The organism is Sphaerisporangium viridialbum, assembly GCF_049674955.1.
In the GTDB taxonomy this organism is placed as follows: domain Bacteria; phylum Actinomycetota; class Actinomycetes; order Streptosporangiales; family Streptosporangiaceae; genus Sphaerisporangium; species Sphaerisporangium viridialbum.
Genome location: NZ_CP187232.1, coordinates 329,121 through 354,020 on the forward strand (window position 1 = coordinate 329,121; position 24,900 = coordinate 354,020).

Here is a 24,900-nt window from a genome sequence, read left to right on the forward strand (position 1 = left end):
CGCCGGGTGCCAACGCCTTGGGAAACGCCTGGCCTCGGCGGTGGCGAAGGCCATCTCGACGACCGGACCGGTGCAGTCCAGCGAAATCCGGGTCGGCTTCAGGGGTCAAGGCCGATAATGGGATCAAGGTGACTTATCCGCTTGACCGCATCCTTCCCGGCAGTAAAGATCGATTTCCATTGCGGTCAAAGGCGACCTCGTGTTTGTCGGCTCTGCTCCTTCTGGCGGGTGGTGACAGCAGGTACCTGGCCGTATCGGCATCCATATACGCGCACAGGGAGAAGCAGGGCACGATGAGCAACCTGACTGGCACCGAAGCTAGTGACCCGGATGACCGAACCAGGCCAGGGCCTTCCAGGTCCAGTGATCGCCCCGGTCCCTGGGCGGCTCCTACCCCTCAGTCTGACGGTTCGCCTTATCCCTACGGCTACCGCCCTGCGCCCGCGCAGTTACAAGGACATTCGGACGGTGCTCCTCCGTCGTACGGTCCGCCACCTGCCTATGGGCCACCGCCGGTCTATGGGCCACCGCCGGCCTATGGCCAGTCCGCTCCGCCTCCTTGGGGATACGGGCCTGTGGTCCCCGGGCCAGGCGGTTCGCGGCGTAAACGCAAGATCTTGATAGGTGGAGGGATAACGGCAGGTGTCCTCGCCGTCGTCGCGGTGCTTGGCGTCGCGCTGAGCGGCACCGGTGCCGTCACACCCGAGCCGGCAGCCAAATTGGCGGCAAAGCCGACAGGCTCTGACACTGCGGCTCAGCTCGCCCAGGCGGTGACCAATCTGTCGGGGCTTCCCGGCATCCGCTACAAGGGCACGCTGGCCGGCGCGGGCGCTCACGTGAAGGTCGACCTCTCGGTGACGGCGGAAGGATCCACGCACGGGATGCTTGTCGAGAGCCGTAACAGGGTGCAGTTGTTCTCCGCCGATGAGAAGGCGTTCGTGAAGGGCAATGCGAGTTACTGGCGCACCAATGGCGCTTCAGCGAGCCAGGCCAAGGGGTATGTCAACCGGTGGATCAAGCTACCAGCGTCGAAGTTGCCCATCGGGAACATCAGAACGCTCACCCCGTCCCAATTGGCCGGAGCGATGAACCCGGGCGGAATCTCAGGGCGGCTCACGCCGGGACCCGCAGAGCGGGTCAACGGAGTTTCGGCACGTCCGATCGCCCTTCCTACCGGCCGTGTCTACCTGACGACCGCGTCGCCGTATCACATCGTCCGTATCGAGACGTCGAGGGCAGGCGGTAGCGAGGGCGACAGCGGTTCGACCCCGGCCACTCCCGACACCGGCACTGCCGCTCTGGCAGGCGACGCCGCGATACGGCCAGTGTCTTCTCCACTGTCGCGGTCTCGGATCCTTGAAGGACGGTTGGACCTGATCGGGATGAGCGCTGAAGGCGCGGGGGGATTCGTCCGGAAGCTTCAGGTCAAGGTTCGAGAGCTGCGGAACTCGATCGACTCGCAGGTGAGTGTCAAGGTGACCGACGTGGGAAACCTCTCCCCCTGCGACAACCACAGGTGTACGGCGAACGCCCAGATCAAGAACCGTCTTCTCGGGGACGATCCCATGCTCCAGACGAAGTCGAAGATCGCCGTTGAGGTCACTGTCAGCTTCCGCCTGGACGGCTCATCCGTCGGCTCCTGCACACGCACGATCGCCATGCGACCGAACAGCGTTGGACGGGTGTCGTGCGGCGTCAGCTACAACGCCCGAACGGACCGAGGCCACAGTATGGCCGCGCGGGTCCAAGCCCAGGCCCGCGCCATGACCACGACCGACCTCAGGAGCATGCTGGGCGCCCTGAAAAAGGAGCGGTGAGGCGCTGTCCGCAGAAAGTGCTCACAGCGCCCGTGGCCTCGGAAAGGACCCTCAGATCATGACGTGCGCCTCGGGGTGGCCGACGAAGGAGAACTGGGCGTTGCGCGTCAGCTTGTAGTCCTGGGCCTTCCAGGTGTGGGCCGAGGCGTCAGCGCCGCGCATGTAGACGAAGTTGAAGCGGTCGGCGGAGTAGATGCGCACACCTTCCTCCTTGCACCGTCGTACGAGCCGCGTGTCCTCGCCCGCGTTGACGGCCTCGAAGGCGAACGTGCGCAGCAGGTCGGCCTTGGCGAGGATCGTGGCGCCCTGCACGAGGTGGGCGTACCGGTGCTCCAGGCCGGGCAGGCGCATCACGGTCGTGTTGGTGGCGGGGAAGTAGGTGTAGTGGGCGCCCTTGCCCACCATCTCGGCGTCGGCGTAGTCGAAGGCGCGCAGCAGGTCCGACAGGTAGTGCGTGCCGTAGAGGTTGTCGTCGTCCATCTTGGCGATGTAGTCGCCGTCGGCCTGGGCGATGCCGAGGTTCAGCACCTCGCCGAGGGTCAGGGACGGGTCGGCGGTGAGCACCTTGACGGCGGGGATGCCGGCGGCGAGTGCCTTGTCGCGGACGACGCCCGGGTCGATGTCGAGCCCGTGCAGCACCAGGATCAGCTCCAGGTCGCGGTGGCGCTGGCGGGCGACCTGGGAGATGGCGTGTTCGAGCTGGCCCGCCCGGTTGGTGGGCAGCACCACCGACACGGTCTTCGTCCGCGTGGCCACGGGACGGCCGAGCGCGGTGAGGATCTGGTCGACGCGGTGCGAGAACAGGTGCTTGTCGAACACCTCCCGCATGGCCAGGTGGGCCTGGCGGGCGCGGAGCTCCGGGCTGTTGATCAGGTAGAGGGCCTGGTTGTAGGCCTCCTCCTGCGTGTGCGCGATCGGGATCAGCGTGCCGAACGTCTCCTCGATGGCCCGCGACCATCCCGACAGCACCGTGGTGGAGCACGCCGACAGCTCGAAGACGCGCCGGGCGCACATGGTCGGCGAGTCGATCACCGAGTTGACGTTGAGGAAGACCTTGTACATCTTGTACGCGGCGAGCATCTGCTCGTAAGGAAGCTCGCCCACGATGTGCGGGCGGTACTCCTCCGGCCAGGCGTACTTGTCGCCGGCCTTGTCGTTGCGGGCGAAGATGTGCAGGCCGAGCTCCCGCGTGGGAGCGATCACGGCCTCCATCTGCTCGCGTCGCTCGGGGTGCTTGTCGCGGAAGTACATGCCCGCGAAGACCACGTCGTACGGCCGGCCCTGCTTGGTCTGGATCGGGTTGTGCACGCGCGGCTGCGCCGCGAACTGCAGCACGTCCACCCGGTCATGCCCCAATATCTCGCGATATTTCGGCACCATGTCGCCGTCGCACGTGTACACGTAGTCGAACAGCTTCGCCGTGTCGATGAAGAACTCGAAGTTCGGCGGGTCCTCCTTGTTCCAGAAGACCGTGGGGATGCCCTGCTCGCGGCACCAGCTCACCAGGTCGCGCAGTTCCTGCTTGGGCGCGTTGGTGCCGGTCATCTGGTAGCGCCAGCGCGTCTGGTTGCCGTGCCACGCGGACTCGCAGAACAGCACGTCGGGGCGCTTCTCGGCGAAGATCTCCGGCCAGTCCTTGAGCCCGAACTCGATCTGGTCCCACTCGTACTTGAAGGCCATCCGGGAGAAGTCGTCCAGGATGACGGCGACCTTCAGGTCCGGGCGGCTGACCGGGCCCTCGGGCCAGGCGAGGTTCGGGATCTTGACCTCGGGCGCGTGCGCGAGCACGGCGTCGATGGCGACGCTGCTCGCGGTGACCGTCGCGGGCGCCTTCGGAGCCTTCTTCGGCTTCAGCGCCTGGGACAGGTCGCGCGGGAGCCGTACGAGCCTGGACGGGCGCTTGGCCCCGGCGAGCGCGGTGCTCACCCGGTACGGGCGCTGCGCCTTGGTCGCCGACAGCTGCCACTGGGCGTACTCGGCCCGCGCCTCGGCGGTGGCGAGACGTCGCTCCAGGTCGCGGATGCGGTCCTCGTAGCGCTCGACGACCTTGCGCTCCTCGGGTAGCCAGTTCGCCGCCCCGAGTCGCTGAAAACGCGGCTCATCCGGATTTGTCTGGTCACTCTCGGCCATGGTCCGACTTGCTCCCTCGTATCCGCGAGCTCCCGCGCGAGCCTGTGAGCTCATCGCCCGGGAATGTCCGATCGTACGGCTTCCGCCGCGAAGGGACGGGTGTTTTCGCCCAAATGCCCAGATCGCCGACCCGGCGATCGGGCAGGTCAGGACGTGGTGGGCGGGATCGCCTGGGCGGCGGGGGAGAGGTTGTCGCCGCGCAGCCAGGCCTCGATCACGCGGGCGATCCTCGGTCCCGCGGCGCCGTCCCACAGCGGCGGCAGCTCGCCGCTCGGGGTGGCCGCGCCGTCGGCGAGCGCCTTGGACGCCGCGGCGGGCAGCGTCGCGGGGGTGACCAGGCGGTTGGTGCCGTGGGTGATCGTGATGGGCCGCTCGGTGTTCGGCCGCACGGTCAGGCACGGGACGCCGAGCATCGTGGTCTCCTCCTGCACGCCGCCGGAGTCGGTCACGACCAGCGCCGCGCCCCGTACCAGCGAGAGGAACTCGACGTACCCCAGCGGGTCGATGATCGTGAGGTTGTCGCCGGTCACCAGGCCCGCCTCGGCGAGGCGGCCGCGCCCGCGCGGGTGCAGCGGGACCACGATCGGCACCTGCTCGCTCACCGCCAGCACGGCCTCGACCAGCTCGCGCGCGGACTCGGGGTCGTCGACGTTCCCCGGGCGGTGCAGCGTGGCGACGGCGTACCGCTCGGGCAGGGCCAGGCGCTCCTTCAGTGGCTCGGGGTCGAGCTTCGGCAGCGCCGAGAAGAGGCTGTCGATCATGGGGTTGCCCACCAGGTGCACCTTGCCCGGGGAGACGCCCTCGTTGGCCAGGTGGGACAGGCCGTCGGGGCTCGTCACCAGCAGGATGTCGGCGAGCGCGTCGGTGACGACGCGGTTGACCTCCTCGGGCATCTCGCGGTCGAAGGACCGCAGGCCCGCCTCCACATGCGCCGTCGGGATCTGGAGCTTCGCGCAGACCAGGATCGCGGCGAGCGTGGAGTTGACGTCGCCGTAGACCACGACCAGGTCGGGCCGGTGCTCCAGCACGACCTCCTCCAGGCCGGTCAGCAGCGCGGCCGTCTGGCGCGCGTGGCTGCCGGAACCCACGCCGAGGTTCGCGATCGGCTCGGGAAGCCCGAGGTCGGCGAAGAAGACGTCGGACATGAGCGCGTCGTAGTGCTGCCCGGTGTGGACGATGCCCTGCCGGACCCCCAGCTCGGCCAGGCCGCGCACGACGGGCGCCGCCTTGACGAAGTTGGGACGAGCGCCCAGCACGTGCAGAACGAGGGGATTTTCCCTCATTGACCTCGCCTTTCAGCCGGGAGTGGGTCAACTAATGCCCAGTAGGGCTAAGCGGTGCCTATGGTACGGTCACCGCGTGGTTTCCGAGGCCAGCCGGCCCGAGAAGGTCTCCCCCAAGTCGGCTCGCGCCGGCGTGCGCGGTTTCCTCAAGGGCTTCGTCCAGCATCCGGTCATTGTCTCCAGAGTCTTCGTCACCAGGGTCAAGTCCGACCCGATGCGTGTGGCGCAGGCCGCAGCGGAGGCGATGCCTCCACGCCTGCGTCCAGCGGTGGGCAAGGTCGCGTGGCCGGTCGCCCGCGTCGTGCGCGTCACCGCGCGCAAGATAGCGCGGCGCATGGCCGACGGCCCCCTGGAGGCGGCCAAGGCCGAGTTCGAGCACGGCCGGATGACCAAGGCCATCGAGGTGCTCCAGCCGCACGCGCGCTGGCCGTTCATCCGCAGGCGTATCGCCTACTACGAGGGCGAGAAGGCCGCGATCGGCACCGCCCCGATCCCGCCGAAGTCCAAGGTGATCGTCGGCGAGCGGATCGAGGGCCGCGTCCTGCACTGCGTGACGAACGCGCTGCCGTACACGCAGGCCGGGTACACCGTCCGCACGCACCGCATCGTGACCGCGCAGCGCGCCGCCGGGCTCGACCCGCACGTGGTGACGAGCTGGGGCTGGCCCATGCTCCAGGGGCACGCCGACGCCGAGCCGTACGAGGAGATCGACGGCGTCCCGTACCACCGCCTGCTGCCGAGCGGCGAGGTGCCGTTCGAGAGCCGGGGCCGCATGATCCGCGGAGCCGGCGAGGTGACCGAGCTGGTCAGGACGTTGCGGCCCCAGGTGCTGCACGCCGCCACCGACCACCGCAACGGCTCGGTGGCGCTCGCCGCGCGCGAGCGCACCGGCACGCCGCTGGTCTACGAGGTGCGGGGCTTCCTGGAGGAGACCTGGGCCTCGCGCGACGCGGCCAGGGTCGGCAGCGAGCGGCACCTGCTCCAGCGCGACCGCGAGGCGCACATCATGCGCTCCGCCGACGCGGTGGTCACGCTCGCCGAGACGATGGCGGTGGAGATCGCCGAGCGGGGCGTGCCCCGCGAGAAGATCTTCCTCGCGCCGAACGCCGTGGACGACACGCTGCTGACCGCCGACTACGACGGCGCCGCGTTCCGTGCCGCGTACGGCATCGCGCCGGACGAGATCGTCGTCGGCTCGGTGTCGAGCATCGTCGGCTACGAGGGCTTCGCGACGCTGCTCTCGGCCGCCGCGCTGCTGCGCGACACCAGGACCCCCGTGCGCGTCCTGATCGTCGGCGACGGCGCCGAGCGGCCCGCGCTGCTCGCCCAGGTCGAGAAGCTCGGCCTCGGCGATCTGGCGATCCTTCCCGGCCGGGTCGGCCCCGAGGAGGCGCTACAGGCCCAGTCGGCCATCGACATCTTCGTCTGCCCGCGTGAGGATCTGCGCGTGTGCCGCCTGGTGACGCCGCTCAAGCCGGTGGAGGCGATGGCGCTCGGCAAGCCGGTCGTGCTGAGCGACCTTCCCGCGCTGTCTGAGCTGGTCGGTTCGGACGGCGCCGGCCTGCTCGTGCCGCCCGGCGACCCGGCGGCCCTCGCCAAGGCCCTGGCGGGCCTGCGGGACGACCCTGCGAGGCGTGCCGAGATGGGCGAGGCCGGACGGAACGAGGTCGCCACGAAGCGAACCTGGAGCCGGATAGCCGAGACCTATCGTGGGATCTACCAGTCGGTGGCCCGATGAGTGGCGAGTCATGACCGATCTGAAACCTCAGCTTGGCTATGCGTTCAATCGCATTAGACGTGATCTGTGCGGAGTTGAGATAGCCTTTCCCACCATGCAGTGTTGTTTCGGGCTTCCTCAGGTCGCCACGTGAGCGGGTACGACCTCGCGGTCATCGGCCTGGGCTACGTGGGCATGCCCCTGGCCAAAGAGGCCACAGGGGCAGGTCTTCGCGTGGTCGGACTGGACGTCGACGCGCGCAAGGTCGACGCCCTGACCTCCGGCCGCTCCTACATCGATGACCTGAGCGACGCCGATCTGGACTCCATGCTGGCCAACGGGTTCACGGCCACGCTCGACCAGTCGATCCTCGCCGCCAGCGACACCATCGTCATCTGCGTGCCCACTCCGCTGGACGAGGACCACCGTCCTGACCTCTCGGCGGTGCGCGGCGCGGTCGAGTCGGTCGGGCGCTACCTCCAGCGTGGCGCGCTCGTCGTCCTGGAGTCGACCACCTATCCCGGCACGACCGACGAGGTCGTCCGCCCGATCCTCGAAGAGGCGTCCGGGCTGACCGCCGGGACCGACTTCCACCTCGCCTTCTCGCCTGAGCGCATCGACCCTGGCAACACCAAGTACGGGCTGCGCAACACGCCGAAGGTCGTCGGCGGGTACACCGAGGCGTGCCGCGACCGCGCGGAGGCGTTCTACGCGCGGTTCATCGAGCAGGTGGTGACCGTCAGCGGCACGCGCGAGGCCGAGATGGCCAAGCTGCTGGAGAACACCTACCGGCACGTCAACATCGCGCTCGTCAACGAGATGGCCATCTTCTGCGACGAGCTCGGCGTGAACCTGTGGGAGGCCATCGAGGCCGCCTCCACCAAGCCGTTCGGCTTCCAGAAGTTCCTGCCCGGTCCGGGCGTGGGCGGTCACTGCATCCCGGTCGACCCCTCGTACCTCTCCCACGCCGTGCGCAAGCTCGGCTACCCCTTCCGCTTCGTGGAGCTGGCACAGGAGATCAACGAGCGGATGCCGGCGTACGTGGTGGCCCGCGTGCAGCGCCTGCTGAACCGCGCGAAGAAGCCGGTCAACGGCTCCCGCGTCCTGCTGATGGGCGTCACCTACAAGCCGGACATCGCCGACGAGCGCGAGACCCCGGCGGTGCCGATCGCGCGGGCGTTCCGCGATCTGGGCGCCGAGATCGTCTTCGCCGACCCCCACGTGAAGCAGTGGACGGTCGACGGGGTCGAAGTGCCACGAGAGGACGATCTGGCGGAGGCGGTGGAGAGCGCGGACGTGACCGTCCTGCTCCAGCAGCACTCCGAGTTCGACCTGGACATGGTGGAGAAACGAGCGCATCTACTTCTCGACACCCGGGGCGTCCTCTCCGAGGGCGAACGCGTCGAGCGGCTCTGACGGGGAGGGTCGGCGCGTGCACGTGCTTGTCATGACGGTGGTCCACCACCCCGAGGACGCCCGGATCCTGCACCGGCAGATCCGCGCGCTCGTGGACGCCGGTCATGCGGTCACGTATGCCGCGCCGTACACCGCACGGGGGGTCGTGCCGCGGTCGTGGGTCACCGGGGTCGATCTGCCGAGGGCGGCGGAGCGCAAGCGGCTGTCCGCGGTGCGGGCCGCCCGGCGGCTGTTCAAGAGCCTTCGCGGCCAGGTCGACCTGGCGCTCATCCACGACCCCGAGCTGCTGCTCGCGGTCGCGGGTGTGCGCAAGCGGCCTCCGGTGGTGTGGGACGTCCATGAGGACACCCCCGCCACGCTGTCGCTGAAGCCCTGGCTGCCCTCGTTCCTGCGCCCGCCGACGCGCTTCCTCGCCCGGCTGCTGGAGGGTACGGCGGAGCGCCACCTGCACCTGCTGCTGGCCGAGACCGCCTACGCGGGCCGGTTCCGGCAGGCGCACCTGGTCGTGCCGAACGAGACCTGGGTGCCCGACCACGTCAGCGAGCCGTCCGACGATCGCGTGGTCTACCTGGGCTGGCTGTCGGAGGCCCGGGGCGTGCGCGAGGCGGTCGAGGTGGGCCGGCTGCTCCAGCCGCACCGCGTGGCCGTCGAGCTCATCGGCTACGCCGACCCGCAGAGCAGGCCCATGCTGAACCAGGCCGTGGCCGACGGCGTGCTTGAGTGGCGCGACTTCATGCCGAACGACGAGGCGCTCAAGCGGCTCGACGGGGCGCTGGCCGGGCTCTCGCTGTTACACGACGAGCCGAACTACCGCCATTCCATGCCCACCAAGATCGTCGAGTACATGGCGCACGGCATACCGGTGATCACGACGCCGTCGCCGAGGGCCGTGGAGCTCGTGGAGCGTTATCAGAGCGGCGTGGTCGTGCCCTGGCGCGACCCCCAGGCCGTGGCGCGCGCGGTGCTGCGGCTGCGCAACGAGCCCGCCGAGCGCCGGGCGGCGGGGGCGCGCGGTTACGCCGCGGCCCGGGCCAACCACCACTGGCCGAACTCCGCCCGCAGGTTCGTCACCCAGCTCGAGGCCTGGGCGGGCGTGAAGAAGTAGCTCCTGGGCACTGACGCTTCGAACGCCCGGGCGCCGGGATGCCCTCCCAGCGTGGCCCTGGGCGACCCCCCGATCCTGATCATTTTTATCAGGGCCACAACCTAAGGACGGTAATCTCCTGAAGGTGCGCGGGCTCACTCTGCTCCTGGGAGCGGTTCTTCTCGCCGCTGTCGCTGCGATGGTCATCGTCCTACCTGACTCCCAAGGAGGTTCCCAGACCGCGACGACCACACCGGCCCAGCAGCCGGAGTCAGGGACCCCGACCCCCTCGGCCAGCGTGTTCAGCGACCCCTGTGGAACGTTCGACACCACGACCCCCGCTCCGTACGCCGTCACGGGCTACTGGCTGGTGCCGACCTCGGACCACTGCACGTGGCGCAGCCAGCTCCAGGCCATCCACCAGGTCGGCGGGGACACCGTCGTGCGCCTCGGGTTCGGGCTCCAGCCGCGCACCGTGGACCAGGACGGGCAGGTGCTGGACGCCGCGGGCGGGACCCTCGACCCTCGCTACCAGAAGTGCCAGGAGAACGGCATGACCTGCGTGCAGGCCGCGGAGTCCGCGCTCAAGGCGGCCAACCCGGGCAACCGCATCACCTGGACGTACGTCTACCGGACCGACGAGGCGTTCGGCAAGGGACTGTTCCGCTGCCCCCAGATGGAGCACACGATCACGGTGGGCACCGACGTCTACTACCGCGTGCTCGCCCCCGACGACGGCTCCGACGACGCGACGTGCGACTTCAGCTCCAAGGGGAGGGGATACCACCTCATCCTCGTCGACGGGGCCGTCAAGGACAGCCTGACCGAGATCCTCGACCTGGCCGACCGCTTCGCGATGAAGGTCTTCCCCGCGCTGCCGCTGGCCCCGCGCGACCGCGTGGAGCCCACCAAGGCCGACCCCCGGCACATCGGCACGCTCACCACGCTGACCCGGCGCGTCCTGCAGGACTACGGCGACCGCTTCACCGACAGGACCTCGCTCGGCGGCGTCTACCAGCCCTTCGAGCTGCAGCTCAGGGACTGGCCCGACCCCACCGTGGTCACGACCCTCCAGGTGTACGCCGAGCAGCACGACATCGTGCAGCAGGAGCTTCCCGGCAAGCCGATCATGGTCAGCCCGTACCTCGACGCGCGCAGGGGCAAGAGGTTCACCTCGACGCCCGAGCAGGTCGCGCGGGGCTTCAAGGTCCTCGCGCAGACGGGCGTCGGCATCATCGCCCCGCAGGACAGCCGGGGCACGGGCAAGGTCGGCCTGTTCTGGCCCAACCTGAAGGGCCAGACGGTCGACGACCGGCTCAAGCCCGTGGTGGGCGACACCTCCTACGGCGAGGCGTACTACGGCGGCACGCGCGACTACTACCGCGCGATGTCCAACGCGCTGGGCGAGATGCGCGCGGGAGGCCGCGAGGTGCAGCTCTGGGCCAACGTGGAGGCCTTCGAGCCCAAGGGCGACGGCGCCTGCGAGGCGGGCGGCAAGCGCGGCGCCACGGACAAGCAGCGCCTCGACGCGGCCGTCGCGTTCGCCGGGCCGTACGTGTCGAAGATCATCTCCTACAAGTGGAGCAGCTTCTTCAACTGCGGGTCGCCGACGCTCGCCGAGCAGGTCGCGGGGGACTGGGACCGGCCCATCCCGATCCAGGTCATCCCCGGCAAGCGGGGCATCCAGGACGGCGTCGAGGTGCGCGGGTACAACCTCGCCCGCGGCAAGGTCACGGTGAGCTGGTACGGCGGCGACAAGCCGCGCGAGGCCGACTCGGCGGCGGTCGGATGGACCGACGGCACCCCCATCCCCGGGCTGCCCCCCGCCGTCCAGAAGATCTGGGTGCCGGTCGACTGGAGCACGGTGCCCGCCGACGCGTGGCTGCGCGTGGACGTGACGTCGGCCGACGGGCGCAAGAGCAACGCCCCGGTCTACCTCCACCGCGGGGCGTGACGGTCTTCGGCCCCCATATACCGGTGTAACGTGCGTCCCATGGTGCCGCGCATTCCCGTCAGCGTGGACCTCGTCGTGCTCACCGTGCGCTGCCAGCAGCTCAGCGCGCTGGTCTGGCAGCGTGACCGCCCGCCGTACGAGGGGCGCTGGGCGCTCTCCGGGGGGTTCATCCAGCTTGAGGAGGACCTCCCCGCCGCCGCGTCCCGCGTGCTCGCCGAGCGCGCCGGGCTGCCGGGGGCGCCGGTGCACCTGGAGCAGCTCCAGACCTACGGCTACCCCGACCGCGACCCCCGCCAGCGCGTCGTCAGCGTGGCCTACCTCGGGCTCGCGCCCGACCTGCCCGCCCCGACCGAGGCGCACATGAGCTGGCAGCCGGTGTCCTCGCTCGACGTGATGGCCTTCGACCACCGCCGCATCGTGCTCGACGGCATCGAGCGAGCAGGGGCCAAGCTGGAGTACACCTCGCTGGGCGCGGCGTTCTGCCCCTCGGAGTTCACCGTGGCCGACCTGCGGCGGGTGTACGAGATCGTGTGGGGCCGCTCCCTGGACCCGCGCAACTTCCACCGCAAGGTGACCAAGGCCGACGGCTTCCTCGTCCCCACGGGGCGCACGACCACGCGCGACGGCGGGCGGCCCGCCATGCTCTACCGCCGGGGGCCCGCCGAGCTGCTCCACCCGCCGATGCTGCGCCTGGCCGGTTAGAAGGGCTTCAAGGTCGTTCGGGGGGCATGGTCAGGGGCCCGTGCGCCATGGCCGCGTCATAGGGTAAGGCCATGCCGCGTTTCCGTCCGATTCTCGATGAGTTGCCCGCCTACCGGGCGGGGAAGGCCGTGGTCTCCGCCGACGGCCGCTCGTTCAAGCTGTCGTCCAACGAGTCCCCCTACGACCCGCTGCCCTCCGTGGTGGAGGCGATGGCCGCCGCCGCGAGGGACGTCCACCGCTATCCCGACCCGGCGTGCGTGGCGCTCACCGAGGCCCTTGCCGAGCGCTTCTCCGTACCCCAGGAGCACATCGCGCTCGGGGCCGGCTCGGTGACCGTCGCCCAGCAGCTCTTCGAGGCCGTGGGTGACCCGGGCGCCGAGGTGATCTACGCCTGGCGGTCCTTCGAGGCATATCCCCTGCTCGCCGACCTGGCGGGGGTGACCTCCGTGCGGGTGCCCCTCGTGGCGGAGACCCACGACCTCTCCGCGATGGCGGCGGCGATCACTCCCAGCACCCGCATGATCTTCGTGTGCAACCCGAACAACCCGACCGGCACCGTCAACCGCACCGCCGAGCTCACGGCCTTCCTCGACCGGGTGCCCGAGGACGTGCTGGTCGTGCTGGACGAGGCCTACCGCGAGTACATCCGCGACGCCGACGTGCCCGACGGGGTGAGCCTGTACGCCGACCGGCCGAACGTCGCCGTCCTGCGCACCTTCTCCAAGGCGTACGGCCTGGCGGGGCTCCGGGTGGGCTACCTCATCGCCCACGCGCCCGTGGCCTCGGCCGTGCGCAAGACGATGGTGCCCTTCGCGGTCAACAGCATCGCGCAGGCCGCCGCCGTCGCGTCCCTCGCGGCCGAGGACGAGCTGCTGGAGCGCGTCGAGACGGTCGTCAAGGAGCGCACGCGCGTCCGTGAGGCGCTGCTCGGCCAGGGGTGGGAGGTGCCGCCCACCGAGGCCAACTTCGTGTGGCTGCGGCTCGGCGAGCGCACGATGGAGTTCGCCGAGCGCTGCGCCGTCGACGGCGTCGCCGTACGGCCGTTCGCGGGCGAGGGCGCCCGCGTCTCCGTAGGCTCCCCGGACGCCAACGACGCCTTCCTGGCGGCGGCGCAGGCTTTCAGGAAGGGGTGACCCCGGCGTTCGGAGCGCCGGTCGGCGAGGGACCGGTCCGTACGTCCCGGGCGGGCTCGTCCGCGCCGGGACGCCGGCCCTTGCGCTCGGTCGAGACGACGAGCGCGACGCCGAGGACGATGACGAACCCGGCGGCGAACATCTGGGCGGTCACCTGCTCGCTGAGCACCACGACGCCGAGGATCACGGCCACCACCGGGTTGACGTACGCGTAGGTGGACACCAGGGAGATCGGCGCGTTGCCGAGCAGCCACACGTACGACGTGAAGCCCACGAGCGAGCCGACCAGCACCAGGTAGGCGAGCGCCAGCCACGAGCCGCCGCTGATCTCGGCGGGGTGCAGGCGCTCGCCGAAGGCGGTGCCGGCCAGCAGGAGCCCGGCGCCGCCGACGGCCATCTCGACCGTGCTGGCCACGAAGGGGTCCTTCGGCATGGAGATGACGCCGGGCAGGAACGATCCGATCGACCACGACAGCGACCCGGCCAGGATGATCACGATGCCGATGGCGCTGGACGACGCGGCGCCGGTCAGCGAGAGCCCTGCGACGCCGCAGAACCCGATGAGCACTCCGGCCAGCGTCAGCAGCCGGGGACGGTCGCGGGCCATCACGCGGAAGACCACCAGCCACAGCGGCACCGAGGCGACCAGCAGAGAGGCGAGGCCGGAGGAGATGTGCTGCTCGGCGATCGCCACCATGCCGTTGCCACCCGTGAGCAGCAGCAGGCCGACCAGGCCCGCCCCGAGGAACTCCCGCCGGGTCATGCGGAAGCTCCCGGCCCCCCGGCGCACCACGAGCACGGTGCCGAGGATGAGAGCCGCCGCGACGAAGCGCAGGCCGCCGCTGAGCATCGGGGGGATGGTCTCGATGGCGATCATGATGCCAAGGTAGGTCGACCCCCACACGACATACACGGCCGCCAGCGCCGCCCAGACCCTCACGTCACGAGTGTTTGTCCCCATGACTCATGACAATATCGGTCTAGGCGGACATTTCACTCGCGAGTTTCGGACGGTGAGACGCGGGCGCCGAGCGCTCTACCACAGGTTTGTCCACATCGTGTGGATAACTAGGTCGCCGGTGCGGGCTGGACATCACGTTTCAGCATCTAAATACGGCAAATCCGGCAAGAGTGCATCAAGTCGACGTTATCCACAAGCTGTGGATAAGTGGCGTTGTATCGCTGTCTGACCCGCTGGCGTGGCCCGCCGTTCACGCGTTCGAACCCATATGTACAACCCGTGCCGGTGAAGCCGTCCACAGCCACCCGCGGTATCCACAGGCGCGTCCCTCTCAAGGCGCCCACCGCGGGCCATCCGCCCCACGCGAATGACCCGCGGAACCACGGCTAGCGCGGGCCGAGCTTCTCCACGATGAGGCGGTACAGCTGGCGCGGACGGCCCGGCTGCGGTGTGCGGTTCGGCGGAAGCGGCCACGCGAGTCCCTCGTCGACCAACGTGCGCAACAGACGCCGAGCCGTGCGGGGAGTCACTCCGAGCATGCGCCCGGCGCTCTCCGCGTCCACGATCGTGTCGCCGCCCTCCAGCTTGGCGGCCAGCCGTGCGAGCACCTCGACGCCCTTCGGCCTGCCCTGCCCGGGAGCCTGCGGAGGCATCCGGGGGGCCGGGACGAGCGTGCGGCCCTCGCGGTCCACCGCGAAGCCCTGGGGCTGCTTGCCGGCCTGCGTGCGGGCCAGAGCCGCCCTCGCGTGCGTCTCCGCGTCGTGGGTGGTGCGGCCCATGCCGACGCCGACCTCCACCGCCAGCCCCAGGTCGTCGCGGATCCGCGCGGCGAAGGGCAGCACCCGGAACCCGTCGGTGGCGGCGGCCATCGAGCCGCGCGTCGCCGTCACCAGGTAACTGTGGTCGTCGATCGCCCATACGGCGGCGTTCATCCGATTGGCTTCCTGGACCAGCAGCCGGTGCAGGGACAGTCTCAGCTCGTCGCGCCAGTATCTCGGTGCCGCACGCCGTACGGGCTCGCGTAACGTCGGCACCTCGATGAGCACGACCGTGAGCTGTGACTCCTCCAGCCGGTGGTGCGCGCCGAGCAGCGCCGCCGTGTGCAGCGCGGTACGGACCGCCGCGGACGTCGGCCGTACGCGCACGGTCGGCACGCCCGCCGCGGTGAGCCGGTCGGCCACCCCCGGCAGGCACGTCAGCGCGCCGGTCGTGCTGCCCTGCCTGATCAGGCGCTCGTGATACGCCGCGATGGTGCCCGTCGCCCCGGGCTCCTCGCGGGTCTGCACCCCCGCGGTCGGCAGCCCGAGGTCGGCGTATGCCTCCTCGACGTCCGAGCGGCTGAGCACGTCGATGCTCACCCTGCGCGGGTCGATGCGCTCGTCCAGCGCTGCCCTGGCCAGCGCCGCCGTGAGGGCCGGCCCCCCGAGCTGCACGTACGTCGCGGGGATCGTGAGCACACCCGAGCGCCTGGCCAGCTCGTACGGCACGGGGCTGGCGAACAGGCAGGCGTCCACCCCCGGGCCGAGCCGCACCACCTTGTCGGCCGCCTCCTGCTCATCGCGGTAGGCCGCCGCGACCAGCCGGCACGGAACCGGGGCGGCCGCATGGCCCATGAGCATCACTCGTTCGACAAGGTCGTGGGGTCCCACCACCCCGATGGTGAGGTCCGGGGCCGACGCGCCCACGCGTGACCCTCTCGGAGTTTCTTCGGCCCTCTCGACCAATGTTCGTCCCATCCCGCCATACCTCTGATCGAGGCCGCCACACCGTGCGGTTCGCCGGGCCGTGAGGTACGGCCCGGCGGCGCGCCCGGCGTGGTTTCCTCTTCGAAATCCACTGGTCGAGTCCACCTCGCGGGGACCGCCGGTCAGGGCGCTGTAAGGCGGCTGACGGCGTTCCCGGCTCGGGTTCTTCTCCCATCCGGTCTAGTCCTCTTTGGAACGATCGCTCGCCGAGGCACTAATGTCACGCCCGGATTTGCCGGAATGCCGGTGGCCTATGCCGATCAGGTATGGCGGAGATGGTTATATGAACAGGTCAGAGGCGGTTTACGGGCCCAGTCACGACGTAGAGGAAATCTCTCTTACCACATCTCCGCCAAGGGCCTTCATACGCGCCGCGAGGTCGTGGTGGCCACGGTCGATGAGATACCCGGGCGAGACGACGGTCTCGCCATCGGCGGCCAGCCCCGCGAGCACCAGCGCGATGCCGGAGCGCAGATCGTGCGCCGTCACGTCGGTGCCCGTCAGCGAGGTGTGGCCGTGGACGACCGCGCGGCTGCCCTCGATCTCGATGTGGGCGCCCATCTTGTTGAGCTCGCCGGCCAGCGCGAAGCGCCCGTCGAAGATGCGCTCGTGGATGTAGCTCGCCCCGTCGGCCAGGCACGCCACCGTCATGATCGGAGACTGCAGGTCGGTGGCGAAGCCGGGGTAGGTGTCGGTGATGACGTTGATCGGCCGGAGCGGCCGGTCGCGCCGCACGTTGAGCACCGCGCCGTCGGTGGCGAACTCGACGCCCATCTGCTCGAGCTTCCACCGCACCACGCCGAGGTGCTCAAGGGACGCCCCGACGAGGTTGACCTCGCCGCCCGTGATGGCGGCGGCCATCGCGAACACGCCCGCGTCGAGGCGGTCGGGCATGACGCGGTGCTCCACGGCGGTGAGCTCGTCGACGCCCTCGACGGTGATGAAACCGGTGCCGCCGCCGCTGATGCGGGCGCCCATCTTGGTGAGCATGTCGATGACGTCGAGCACCTCGGGCTCGAGCGCGGCGTTCTCGATGATGGTGGTGCCCTTGGCGAGGGCCGCCGCCATGATGAGGTTCTCCGTGCCCGTGTGAGAGGGCGTGTCGAGGTAGAGGGGGGCGCCGGTGAGCCCGGCGGCCTTGACGTGGATGACGCTCTCGCCCTCGTCCACGACCGCGCCGAGCCGCTTGTAGCCCAGGTAGTGGAAGTCGAGGTTGCGGCTGCCGAGGTTGCACCCGCCGACGCCCTCGATGATGGCCTCGCCCAGGCGGTGCAGCAGCGCGGGAACGAACAGCACGGACCCGCGGAACCTGCGGGCGATCTCGGCCGGCAGCACGGCGCTGGTGAGCCGCGACGCGTCGATGACCAGAGTGCGCTCGGCCTCGTGCAGCTCCACCTTGGCGCCCACGGCCTCGGCCAGTTCGAGCGCCCGCCGGACGTCTTCGATTATCGGGACGTTGCGGAGGACCGTACGGCCCTCGGCGGCGAGCAGAGCCGCGCCGATCATCGGGAGCACGGCGTTCTTGGCTCCCTGGATGAAGGCGGTTCCGCGCAGGGCGTTGCCACCGCGCACGCGGTAACGAACCATATGATGAGGCTCCTCGAAATCTGGGAAATGACGCGCCTGGTCAAGCGGACGGCGGCAAAGTTATCCGCCCACAGTAGCTCTTTCGGGATGATGGCCCGGCCAGTTTGACTGCACTGAGCTGCCCAGGAAAGCGCAGATCACTCAGCGCGAGGGAGGGTTCGTCGGCGGGTTCGGCGAAGCCGCGTGCAGCAACGTGTTCGCGCGTTGGTCCACGAATCGCGTCACCACCTGCTGCGCGTATCCGAACACCATCGCCCACACCAGGATCGAGGTCTGCGAGCTCAGGCCGGCGAATCCCGGCACGAACCCCGAGTTCAGGATGAGCAGGCCCAGGATGGCGGTGGCCACGCCCGCCGGCGCCTTGAGCAGGTTCTGCGCGACCGCCAGGGAGTACCGCGTGGACAGCTCCGAGCGGGTGGACAGGCTGGCGGCGGTCGCGAGGGCCGCGCCGAGCACCCCCATGAGCGCGACCAGCGGCACGTCGCCGCTCGTCGGGCCGCCGTGGCCCGCCGGGCACACCTGGTTGTCCCTCGGCCCGAAGCTCGCGAGAAGTGTCCCGTTCCCGCACATCGGGATCGCCTGCGGCCAGGCCGAGCCGATCGCGACCAGCCCGGCGACGATGAGCGTGAGGATGGCCACCCCGCCGAGCAGCATGTTGCGGAAGCTGCGCACCCTGCCGCTCTCGATGGAGGCCGCGTTGTAGCCGGCCCTCAGCACCGACTGCAGCAACGCCCGGTCGCGCTCGTCGATGTCGCCCGCGGCCGCGCGCGCGGCGAGCCGGCTGAGGCGGGGATCGTCCGGAGGGAGGTACGCGCGGCCGGTCGCGAGCACCTCGGGGGCGCGGGCGTTGAGCTCGTTCGCGGGGAGCAGCCCGTACAGCAGGATGGTGGCGCCGTAGATGTTCGCCCAGGCGCCCTCGATGGCCTGCCCGGTCAGCCAGCGCCGCCAGCCCTGCCGATCCCTCGCGTACTGCGCGGCCGTCGCGAGGTGGCGCTCGATCGTGGCGTGCAGCACTTCGAGACCCGGCTCACCCGTGCGCGAGAGCAGGCACCGGCCGGCGTCCGCCTGGATCTCCTCGCCGCGCGAGGCGATGTGGATGCGCCACACGCCCGGCCAGCGCAGCACCTCCCCCTGGCTCGCGGCGGGCGCGGTGCCAAGGGGCGGCGCCTCGCTGTCGTGCACGGCCGGGTCGGCTGCCATACGCCCTCCAGGGATTCGCTCTGCCCACGGCTTATCGCGATCTCCCCGTCGGGCGCTACCCCTTTCGCGTGGCTAGGCCCGGGCCGCGATGTCGGTGCGGTGGTGCGAGCCGCGCAACGTGATGCGCCCCACCTGCTCGTACGCGGCGGCGCGCGCCGCCGCGATGTCGGGACCCGTGCCGACGACGCTGAGCACCCGCCCGCCCGCCGACACGACCCTGCCCTCCGCGTCGAGCGCGGTGCCGGCGTGGATGACGTACGCGTCCTTCACCGAAGGCGCGAGGCCCTCGACGCGGTCGCCCTTGACCGGGTCGGCCGGGTAGTTCTCGGCCGCGATGACGACGGTCACCGCCGCGCCCTCGCGGTAGCGCGGCGCGGGCTGCGCGTCCAGCGTGCCGGTGGCGCAGGCGTGCAGCAGACCGGCGAGCGGCGTCTCCAGGCGGTCGAGCACGACCTGGGTCTCCGGGTCGCCGAAGCGCGCGTTGAACTCGATGACCCTCGGCCCCGCCCCGGTGAGGGCGAGCCCGGCGTACAGCACCCCGGTGTACGGCGTGCCGCGCCGCGCGAGCTCGCGGATGGTCGGGAGCACGACCTCGGCCATGACCTGCTCGGTGAGCCCGGCCGGCGCCCACGGCAGCGGCGTGTAGGCGCCCATGCCGCCGGTGTTGGGGCCCTGGTCGCCGTCGTAGGCGCGCTTGAAGTCCTGCGCGGGCTGAAGCGGCACGGCGGTCGTGCCGTCGCACAGGGCGAACAGCGACACCTCGGGACCGTCGAGGAACTCCTCCACGACCACGCGCTCGCAGGCCGCCGCGTGCGCCAGCGCCTCCGCGCGGTCGGAGGTCACCACGACGCCCTTGCCCGCGGCCAGCCCGTCGTCCTTCACGACGTACGGCGCGCCGAACTCGTCGAGCGCGGCCTCGGCCTCCTCCGGCGTCGTGCACACGCGCGCTCCCGCGGTCGGCACGCCCGCGGACACCATGATGTCCTTGGCGAACGCCTTGGAACCCTCGATGCGCGCCGCCTCCTTGGACGGGCCGAAGCAGGCGATGCCCGCCGCCCGCACGGCGTCGGCCACGCCGGCCACCAGCGGCGCCTCCGGCCCGACGACGACCAACTCGGCGCCCAGCCGCACGGCCAGCGCCGTGACCTGCTCGGGGTCGGTGGGCACGACGGAATGCGTCGTCGCCACCGAGGCGATGCCGGCGTTGCCGGGAGCACAGTGGAGCTCGGAGACGGCGGGGTCGAGCCCGAGCGCCCGGCACAGGGCATGCTCACGGCCACCGGATCCAATCACGAGAACGCGCACCTGGGGAGTCTACGGGTCGGGCCTGGGGTAGCCGGACGGCGGCGGCGTCCGCGCAGGTGGAAGGCGTTCCTGGCGTTTCCCGGCGGGTAATGCGCAGCAGGCGAAGAGGCTTTGTCGACTTCCACATGATCGAGCAATCCAATGGCCGTGTAGGCTAGGTATCGAAGCCTCGCTGTGGTAAGTTGGGGCAGCTTTGGGCCGTCTCTTAGCGATTGGAGGTGGAATCGGGATGACTTCTGGTGATCCCAGCAGTACGTGCTCGCGCACGTACATCGTGCGCAAACCCGACCACTCCAATTCGGTGTCCGACTGAGAGCCACGCGCGCCTATTTACCTGTGACGACTGTCGCATTCTTACTTTCTTGCGCGTTGGTTCCGCGAGGTCGGGCGGGAAGGGACCGCCATGCGCTCGTCCACGCTTTTCCAGCGGATCAACCTCCACCCGCGCACCACTCACGTCCGGCTCGGCGCCTCGTCGTCGGTCGGTGCGGTGCGCCGCGAGACCATGAACGGCCGATGCGTGCCGCCCAGTGACTCACTCGTGGAGTTCGGCGCCTATGTCGCCGGCAAGCGCGTCCACGTCTCCGGCATCCCGGAGGCCGTCGGCCTCGTCCGCGAGCACAACGCCTCCTCCGAGATCAACGACGCGTACGTCTGGGTCGGGCTGCACGAGCCGGAGGCCCCCGAGGTCGAGTGGCTGGCCGAGGTCTTCGGGCTGCACCCCCTCGCCGTCGAGGACGCCATCAAGGCCCACCAGCGCCCCAAGGTCGAGCGTTACGGCGACTCCCTCTTCGTCGTACTCAAGACCATCGCCTACCTCGACCATGACGAGCTGACCGCCTCCAGCGAGATCATCGCCACCGGCGAGATCATGGTGTTCGTCGGCCCCGACTTCGTGGTCACCGTGCGCCACGGCGAGCACTGCCCGCTCTCCGAGGTCCGCGGCCGCCTTGAGGACAAGCCCAAGCTGCTGGCCCGCGGTCCGGCGGGCGTGCTGCACGCCATCGCCGACTTCGTCGTGGACAAGTACCTCACGGTCGCCGACCTGATGCAGGCCGAGCTGGAGGAGGTCGAGGCGGCCGTCTTCGCCGACGTCAGCTCGCGCGACATCGGCCGCATCTACCAGCTCAAGCGCGAGATGATCGAGATGAAGCGCGCGGTCACCCCGCTCCAGACGCCGCTGGGAGCCCTGCCGACGCGCCGCATGATCCCCTCCGAGATGCGCGAGTACTTCCGTGACGTCGTCGACCACCTCTCGCGGGTCTGCGAGCAGGTGGAGTCCTCGAACGAGCTGTGCAACTCCATCCTGCAGGCCGCGCTCGCCAGGTCCAACGCCCTGGCCAACGAGGACATGCGCAAGATCTCCGCGTGGGTGGCGATCATCTCGGTGCCCACGATGATCGCCGGCATCTACGGCATGAACTTCAAGCACATGCCCGAGCTGTCCGCCATGTGGGGCTACCCCCTCGTGATCGGCGTCATGCTCGTCATCTGCTCCCTCCTCTACCGAGGCTTCCGCCGCAACAGCTGGCTCTGAACACCTCTGGTCAGATGGGCCAGGACTCCTGGTGCCAGGCGGCGTTCCAGAACATCCACTCGTAGCGGGAGGTGGTGACGAAGTGTTCCTGGGCTCGGAGGCGCTGGCGGGGGGTGGCCTCTTCCCCGGCTCGGTCGGTCAGGGCCACCACGCGGCGGACGACGCTCTGGAAGGCCTCGTCGCCGTAGGTGGCGATCCAGCGCCGGTAGAGAGGGTCGGGTGACGACTTGGCCAGCAGTGCCTCGCCGACGCGGGCGTAGATCCAGTAGCAGGGCAGCACCGCGGCCAGGCCGTCGAGGAATGACCCGCCGTACACCGTGGCCAGCAGGTAGCTCGTGTACGCGCGCGTGGTCGGGCCCACCGGTAGCTCCGCTGCCTGTGCCGACGAGCCGCCGAGCTGGGCCATGAACTCCGCGTGCATGTCCTGCTCCGCCGCGATCGCCCCCACCGCGTCGCTCGCGAAGGCCCGTACGTCGTCCTCGGTCGGTGCCTTGGCGGCGCACAGGGCCAGCGCCCGTGCGTAGTCCCGCAGGTAGTGCGAGTCCTGCACCACGAAGTGCCGGAAGGCCTCACGCGGCAGCGTGCCGTCGACCAGCCCGGTGATGAACGGATGGTCCAGGATCGCGGTGTAGATCGGCTGGATGGCCTCCCACAGCTCTTCGCTGTAAGAAACGGTCGGCTCGAACGTCGTCATCACAACAACTCCCTACGCCGGCATGACCCGGTCAGGTTCGAGCGGTCTGCGGCCGTGCCAGCCGCACTCTCAGCCCGGTGCGCCGGACTCCCGCGATGTCGTGGTCGAGGCTAACGCACCCCCTTGCCACAACGGTTCAGGGGGATCGCCATGATGGTCCGTGCCTCCGCGCCCTGGGGGCGCTCCGGCTCGGGCAGCGTTTCCCAGGGGGCTCCCGCCCCCTTCGACCCCCGAGTCGAAGGCTTCGCCCTTGAGCTCCAGCTAAGCCTTGACATTCAGCCGACAAGCTGGGCAGATATCACCTTTCGTGGCGCTAGTGGCGGCCACCGAAGCGTTCGAGCAGGTCCATCCAGTTGCCCGGACCACAGCTGAGTTCCCTATGCCGTCGCTAGCTCGTGGTTCCCATGGGCCAGCGACCGCTTGGGGCCGTTGGCAGGGCGAACCCGACCGCCTTTCCGGGGACGCCTGTGGAGGACGATCCGGTCGGGTACACCTCGCAGTCACCTCCGGCCAACTTGTGGGCTATTAGCAGGCCGCGACCGTTCTCGGCGAGCAGCGGTAGATCGGTCTCCTTGAACGTGCGGAGCCGGTCGAGGAGGGCGGCGACCCTTTCGAGGTCCGGGCTGCCGTCCACGATCTCGCACCAAACCGGGACGCCGTGCACGCTCAAGATCTGCAGTTCGTACGGCTCCGTGGCGTACCTTTCGGCGTTCGCCGCGAGTTCGGCCACAATCATCTCGACGTCGGCGATGCGGTCCTCCTTAACGTCCGCCTTTCTGAGGACATCCCTTATCGCGGCCCTGGCCTGGCGTGCCGCCGAGCCGTGCTTGAGGACTTCGACGAGTGTCCGGACAGGGGTGAGCGTTGCGGCGGGTTCGCCCTTCCGTTCCTGTTCGGCGGGTTGCACGCACAGGTGAGGCTCTGGCGCGACGCTGTCGCCTGGCCGCATGGAGGGCTCCGTTCGGTGCGAGGACCTGGTAACAGCAGGAAATGCCCCTGGGGAGCAGGAGAGAAGGACGCTTCGTCCGGCGTTCTCGCCGGTAGTGGTGGGCCTGCGCCCATCGGTCGTTTGCCGGTCGTTTCCGCCCTTGGTGACTACGTCGGGTGTGTCTTGCATCACGATTGGTAATCGATTGAATGTCCGAGGAGTGGCGGGGGGGCATTGGGATGGGCGAGGCAGGGCGCCGGATCGGCCGTCCGGACTTGATCAACGCGCGAAAGCGGCGAGGTCTCAGCCAGGAGCAGGCGGCGGACGCGGTACAGGTGTCGCCCACCACCTGGGGGCGGTGGGAGCGGGGCGTCCAGGAGGTCCGCGCCGTCCACCGGACCCGGATGGCGATCGCCTTCCAGGAGGACCCGGCCGAGATCGCGCGCTGGATCGACGGCGACACGGCGTTGTGTCCGCTGGCGGACTTCTGGGGCGGGGCTCTGACGCTTACCGTGAAAGCGGCCGAGGAGCTCTGGAGGTCTGAATTGGATCCGTCGCGACGTCACATGCTGGCCGCGCTGCCGTTCGTCCCCACCGCCGTCGGAGAGTGGCTCGCGGCCTGGAGCTACGACCCCGCGCCTGACTCGACCGCCCACCGGGGATCGGGACCGCAGGTCGGCATGGCCGACGTGGAACGGATCAGCCAGGCCAAGCAGGCGTTCGCCCAGATCGACCACCAGTTCGGCGCGGGTCTCGTACGTCCGGCCGTGGTGAAGTACCTGAACGGCACGGTGGCTCCACTGCTGCACGGCCGCTACGACGACCGCGTCGGATCCGCTTTGATGACGGCGGCTGCGGACATGACCTGTCTGGTGGGATGGATGGCGTTCGACATCGACCGCAACGGGCAGGCTCAGCGTTACTTCGCTCAGGCCCTCCGGCTGGCGAAGGCGGCAGGTGATCCGGTGATGGCCGCCTGGGTGCTAGGAGTCATGTCCCACCAGGCGATCTACCTCAATAGGCCGACGGAGGCGCTCCGCCTGGCCAACGCCGCAGGTGAGGCGGCCCGGCAAGGACAGGCCCCACCTCGCCTCATGGGGCGTCTGGCGCTGGGAGAGCGGGCATGGGCGACGGCGCTGCAAGTGAAGCTGTCCGATACGCGTGAGGGGCACAGTGTCAAGCAGGTTGAGCGGTTGCTCGCTGAGGCCCAGCGGGCGTACGAGCAAGGCCCAACTGATCGCGAGCCGACGTGGCTGCCACCATACGATCCGACGAGGATCTCCTCTGAGGCGGCGCGGTGCTGGCACCTGCTCGGGGAACATCAACGAGCGATCGAGTGCGCGGAGTCGGCGTTGAGCGGACTACGCGGGAGCCGGACACGATCCGCCCAGCTTGCCCACGTCAATGCCGCCGAGGCATACCTCGGGGCAGGAGAGTTGGAGCAGGCGCTCAACTTCGCGCGGGCGGCGACACCGGTGGCCAAGTCGCTGTCCTCACCCCGCCTCGTCGAGCGCGTTCGCGGGTTCTCCGGGCAGCTTGATCCTTACGGCAGCACCGTCCAGGTCCGCGAATTTCGTGACTACATGCGCGTCCAGCTCGCCGCTTGAATATTGGGCGAAGGTTCGAGGGCTTGCCCTCGATTGGGGGGGGAAGGGGGGCCTTCGGCTCCCTGGTAAACACAGTCCGAGCCGGAGCGCCGCCAAGGCG

At 69.8% G+C, this 24,900-nt stretch carries 18 protein-coding genes and 1 riboswitch; of the genes, 9 read left to right on the forward strand and 9 right to left on the reverse strand.

The features are described from left to right. Positions 1 to 662: 662 nt before the first annotated feature. The gene (locus ACOZ38_RS01540) at positions 663 to 1,817 is read left to right on the forward strand and encodes a hypothetical protein (RefSeq protein WP_424528219.1); all 1,155 of its coding nucleotides are present in this window, start codon (positions 663 to 665) and stop codon (positions 1,815 to 1,817) included. 51 nt (positions 1,818 to 1,868) lie between these two features. Here the strand turns inward: ACOZ38_RS01540 and ACOZ38_RS01545 are convergent, their stop codons facing one another. Next, positions 1,869 to 3,947 (reverse strand): glycosyltransferase family protein, encoded by a 2,079-nt coding sequence (locus tag ACOZ38_RS01545; RefSeq protein WP_405143332.1) that lies wholly within the window; start codon positions 3,945 to 3,947, stop codon positions 1,869 to 1,871. A gap of 146 nt (positions 3,948 to 4,093) precedes the next feature. Further along, positions 4,094 to 5,230, reverse strand: coding sequence for a non-hydrolyzing UDP-N-acetylglucosamine 2-epimerase (gene wecB / locus ACOZ38_RS01550; RefSeq protein ID WP_424528221.1), 1,137 nt, complete (start codon positions 5,228 to 5,230; stop codon positions 4,094 to 4,096). 76 nt (positions 5,231 to 5,306) lie between these two features. Here wecB and ACOZ38_RS01555 point away from each other — a divergent pair, with 76 nt between their 5' ends. The 6 genes from ACOZ38_RS01555 (at position 5,307) to hisC (ending at position 13,236) form a co-directional block, all read left to right on the forward strand. Continuing rightward, the gene (locus ACOZ38_RS01555; protein WP_424528223.1) at positions 5,307 to 6,968 is read left to right on the forward strand and encodes a glycosyltransferase family 4 protein; all 1,662 of its coding nucleotides are present in this window, start codon (positions 5,307 to 5,309) and stop codon (positions 6,966 to 6,968) included. A 129-nt stretch (positions 6,969 to 7,097) separates the two neighbouring features. Continuing rightward, entirely contained in the window at positions 7,098 to 8,363 is a 1,266-nt protein-coding gene (locus ACOZ38_RS01560) for a nucleotide sugar dehydrogenase (RefSeq protein WP_424528225.1), read from the forward strand. A gap of 16 nt (positions 8,364 to 8,379) precedes the next feature. Then, positions 8,380 to 9,468 carry a glycosyltransferase gene (locus ACOZ38_RS01565; RefSeq protein ID WP_405143338.1) on the forward strand — a complete coding sequence of 363 codons (1,089 nt, stop codon included), beginning with the start codon at positions 8,380 to 8,382 and terminating at the stop codon, positions 9,466 to 9,468. A gap of 124 nt (positions 9,469 to 9,592) precedes the next feature. Next, positions 9,593 to 11,401, forward strand: coding sequence for a DUF4434 domain-containing protein (locus ACOZ38_RS01570; RefSeq protein WP_424528227.1), 1,809 nt, complete (start codon positions 9,593 to 9,595; stop codon positions 11,399 to 11,401). A gap of 39 nt (positions 11,402 to 11,440) precedes the next feature. Next, positions 11,441 to 12,103, forward strand: a complete 663-nt coding sequence (locus ACOZ38_RS01575) for an NUDIX hydrolase (RefSeq protein ID WP_405143341.1) — start codon at positions 11,441 to 11,443, stop codon at positions 12,101 to 12,103. Between the two features lie 71 nt (positions 12,104 to 12,174). After that, the gene (gene hisC / locus ACOZ38_RS01580; RefSeq protein ID WP_424528229.1) at positions 12,175 to 13,236 is read left to right on the forward strand and encodes a histidinol-phosphate transaminase; all 1,062 of its coding nucleotides are present in this window, start codon (positions 12,175 to 12,177) and stop codon (positions 13,234 to 13,236) included. Here the strand turns inward: hisC and ACOZ38_RS01585 are convergent. The 5 genes from ACOZ38_RS01585 to purD form a co-directional block, all read right to left on the reverse strand. Beyond that, positions 13,223 to 14,197: an EamA family transporter gene (locus ACOZ38_RS01585; RefSeq protein WP_424528231.1), complete on the reverse strand. Its 975-nt coding sequence runs from the start codon at positions 14,195 to 14,197 to the stop codon at positions 13,223 to 13,225. The two genes, hisC and ACOZ38_RS01585, sit on opposite strands and share 14 nt — an antisense overlap. 386 nt (positions 14,198 to 14,583) lie before the next feature. Continuing rightward, positions 14,584 to 15,816: a transcriptional regulator gene (locus ACOZ38_RS01590; protein ID WP_424536942.1), complete on the reverse strand. Its 1,233-nt coding sequence runs from the start codon at positions 15,814 to 15,816 to the stop codon at positions 14,584 to 14,586. A gap of 441 nt (positions 15,817 to 16,257) precedes the next feature. Next, positions 16,258 to 17,529, reverse strand: coding sequence for a UDP-N-acetylglucosamine 1-carboxyvinyltransferase (murA, locus tag ACOZ38_RS01595; protein ID WP_424528233.1), 1,272 nt, complete (start codon positions 17,527 to 17,529; stop codon positions 16,258 to 16,260). A gap of 141 nt (positions 17,530 to 17,670) precedes the next feature. Then, on the reverse strand, positions 17,671 to 18,729 hold the full coding sequence (locus ACOZ38_RS01600; protein ID WP_424528235.1) for a hypothetical protein: 1,059 nt from the start codon (positions 18,727 to 18,729) through the stop codon (positions 17,671 to 17,673). Positions 18,730 to 18,801: 72 nt separating this feature from the next. Then, positions 18,802 to 20,034 carry a phosphoribosylamine--glycine ligase gene (gene purD / locus ACOZ38_RS01605; RefSeq protein WP_424528237.1) on the reverse strand — a complete coding sequence of 411 codons (1,233 nt, stop codon included), beginning with the start codon at positions 20,032 to 20,034 and terminating at the stop codon, positions 18,802 to 18,804. Between the two features lie 403 nt (positions 20,035 to 20,437). Between purD and corA the strand changes: the two genes are divergently transcribed. Beyond that, a complete protein-coding gene (corA, locus tag ACOZ38_RS01610; protein ID WP_424528239.1) occupies positions 20,438 to 21,571 on the forward strand; it encodes a magnesium/cobalt transporter CorA in 1,134 nt (377 codons plus the stop codon). Positions 21,572 to 21,581: 10 nt separating this feature from the next. Here the strand turns inward: corA and tenA are convergent, their stop codons facing one another. Next, the gene (gene tenA / locus ACOZ38_RS01615) at positions 21,582 to 22,265 is read right to left on the reverse strand and encodes a thiaminase II (RefSeq protein ID WP_424528241.1); all 684 of its coding nucleotides are present in this window, start codon (positions 22,263 to 22,265) and stop codon (positions 21,582 to 21,584) included. Continuing rightward, positions 22,258 to 22,369: riboswitch (TPP riboswitch) on the reverse strand. (Overlaps the previous gene by 8 nt.) Positions 22,370 to 22,653: 284 nt before the next feature. Then, a complete protein-coding gene (locus ACOZ38_RS01620; RefSeq protein WP_424528243.1) occupies positions 22,654 to 23,214 on the reverse strand; it encodes an ATP-binding protein in 561 nt (186 codons plus the stop codon). Between the two features lie 254 nt (positions 23,215 to 23,468). Here ACOZ38_RS01620 and ACOZ38_RS01625 point away from each other — a divergent pair, with 254 nt between their 5' ends. Then, complete coding sequence (locus tag ACOZ38_RS01625) at positions 23,469 to 24,800, forward strand: helix-turn-helix transcriptional regulator (protein WP_424528245.1); 1,332 nt, start codon at positions 23,469 to 23,471, stop codon at positions 24,798 to 24,800. Positions 24,801 to 24,900 lie beyond the last annotated feature (100 nt).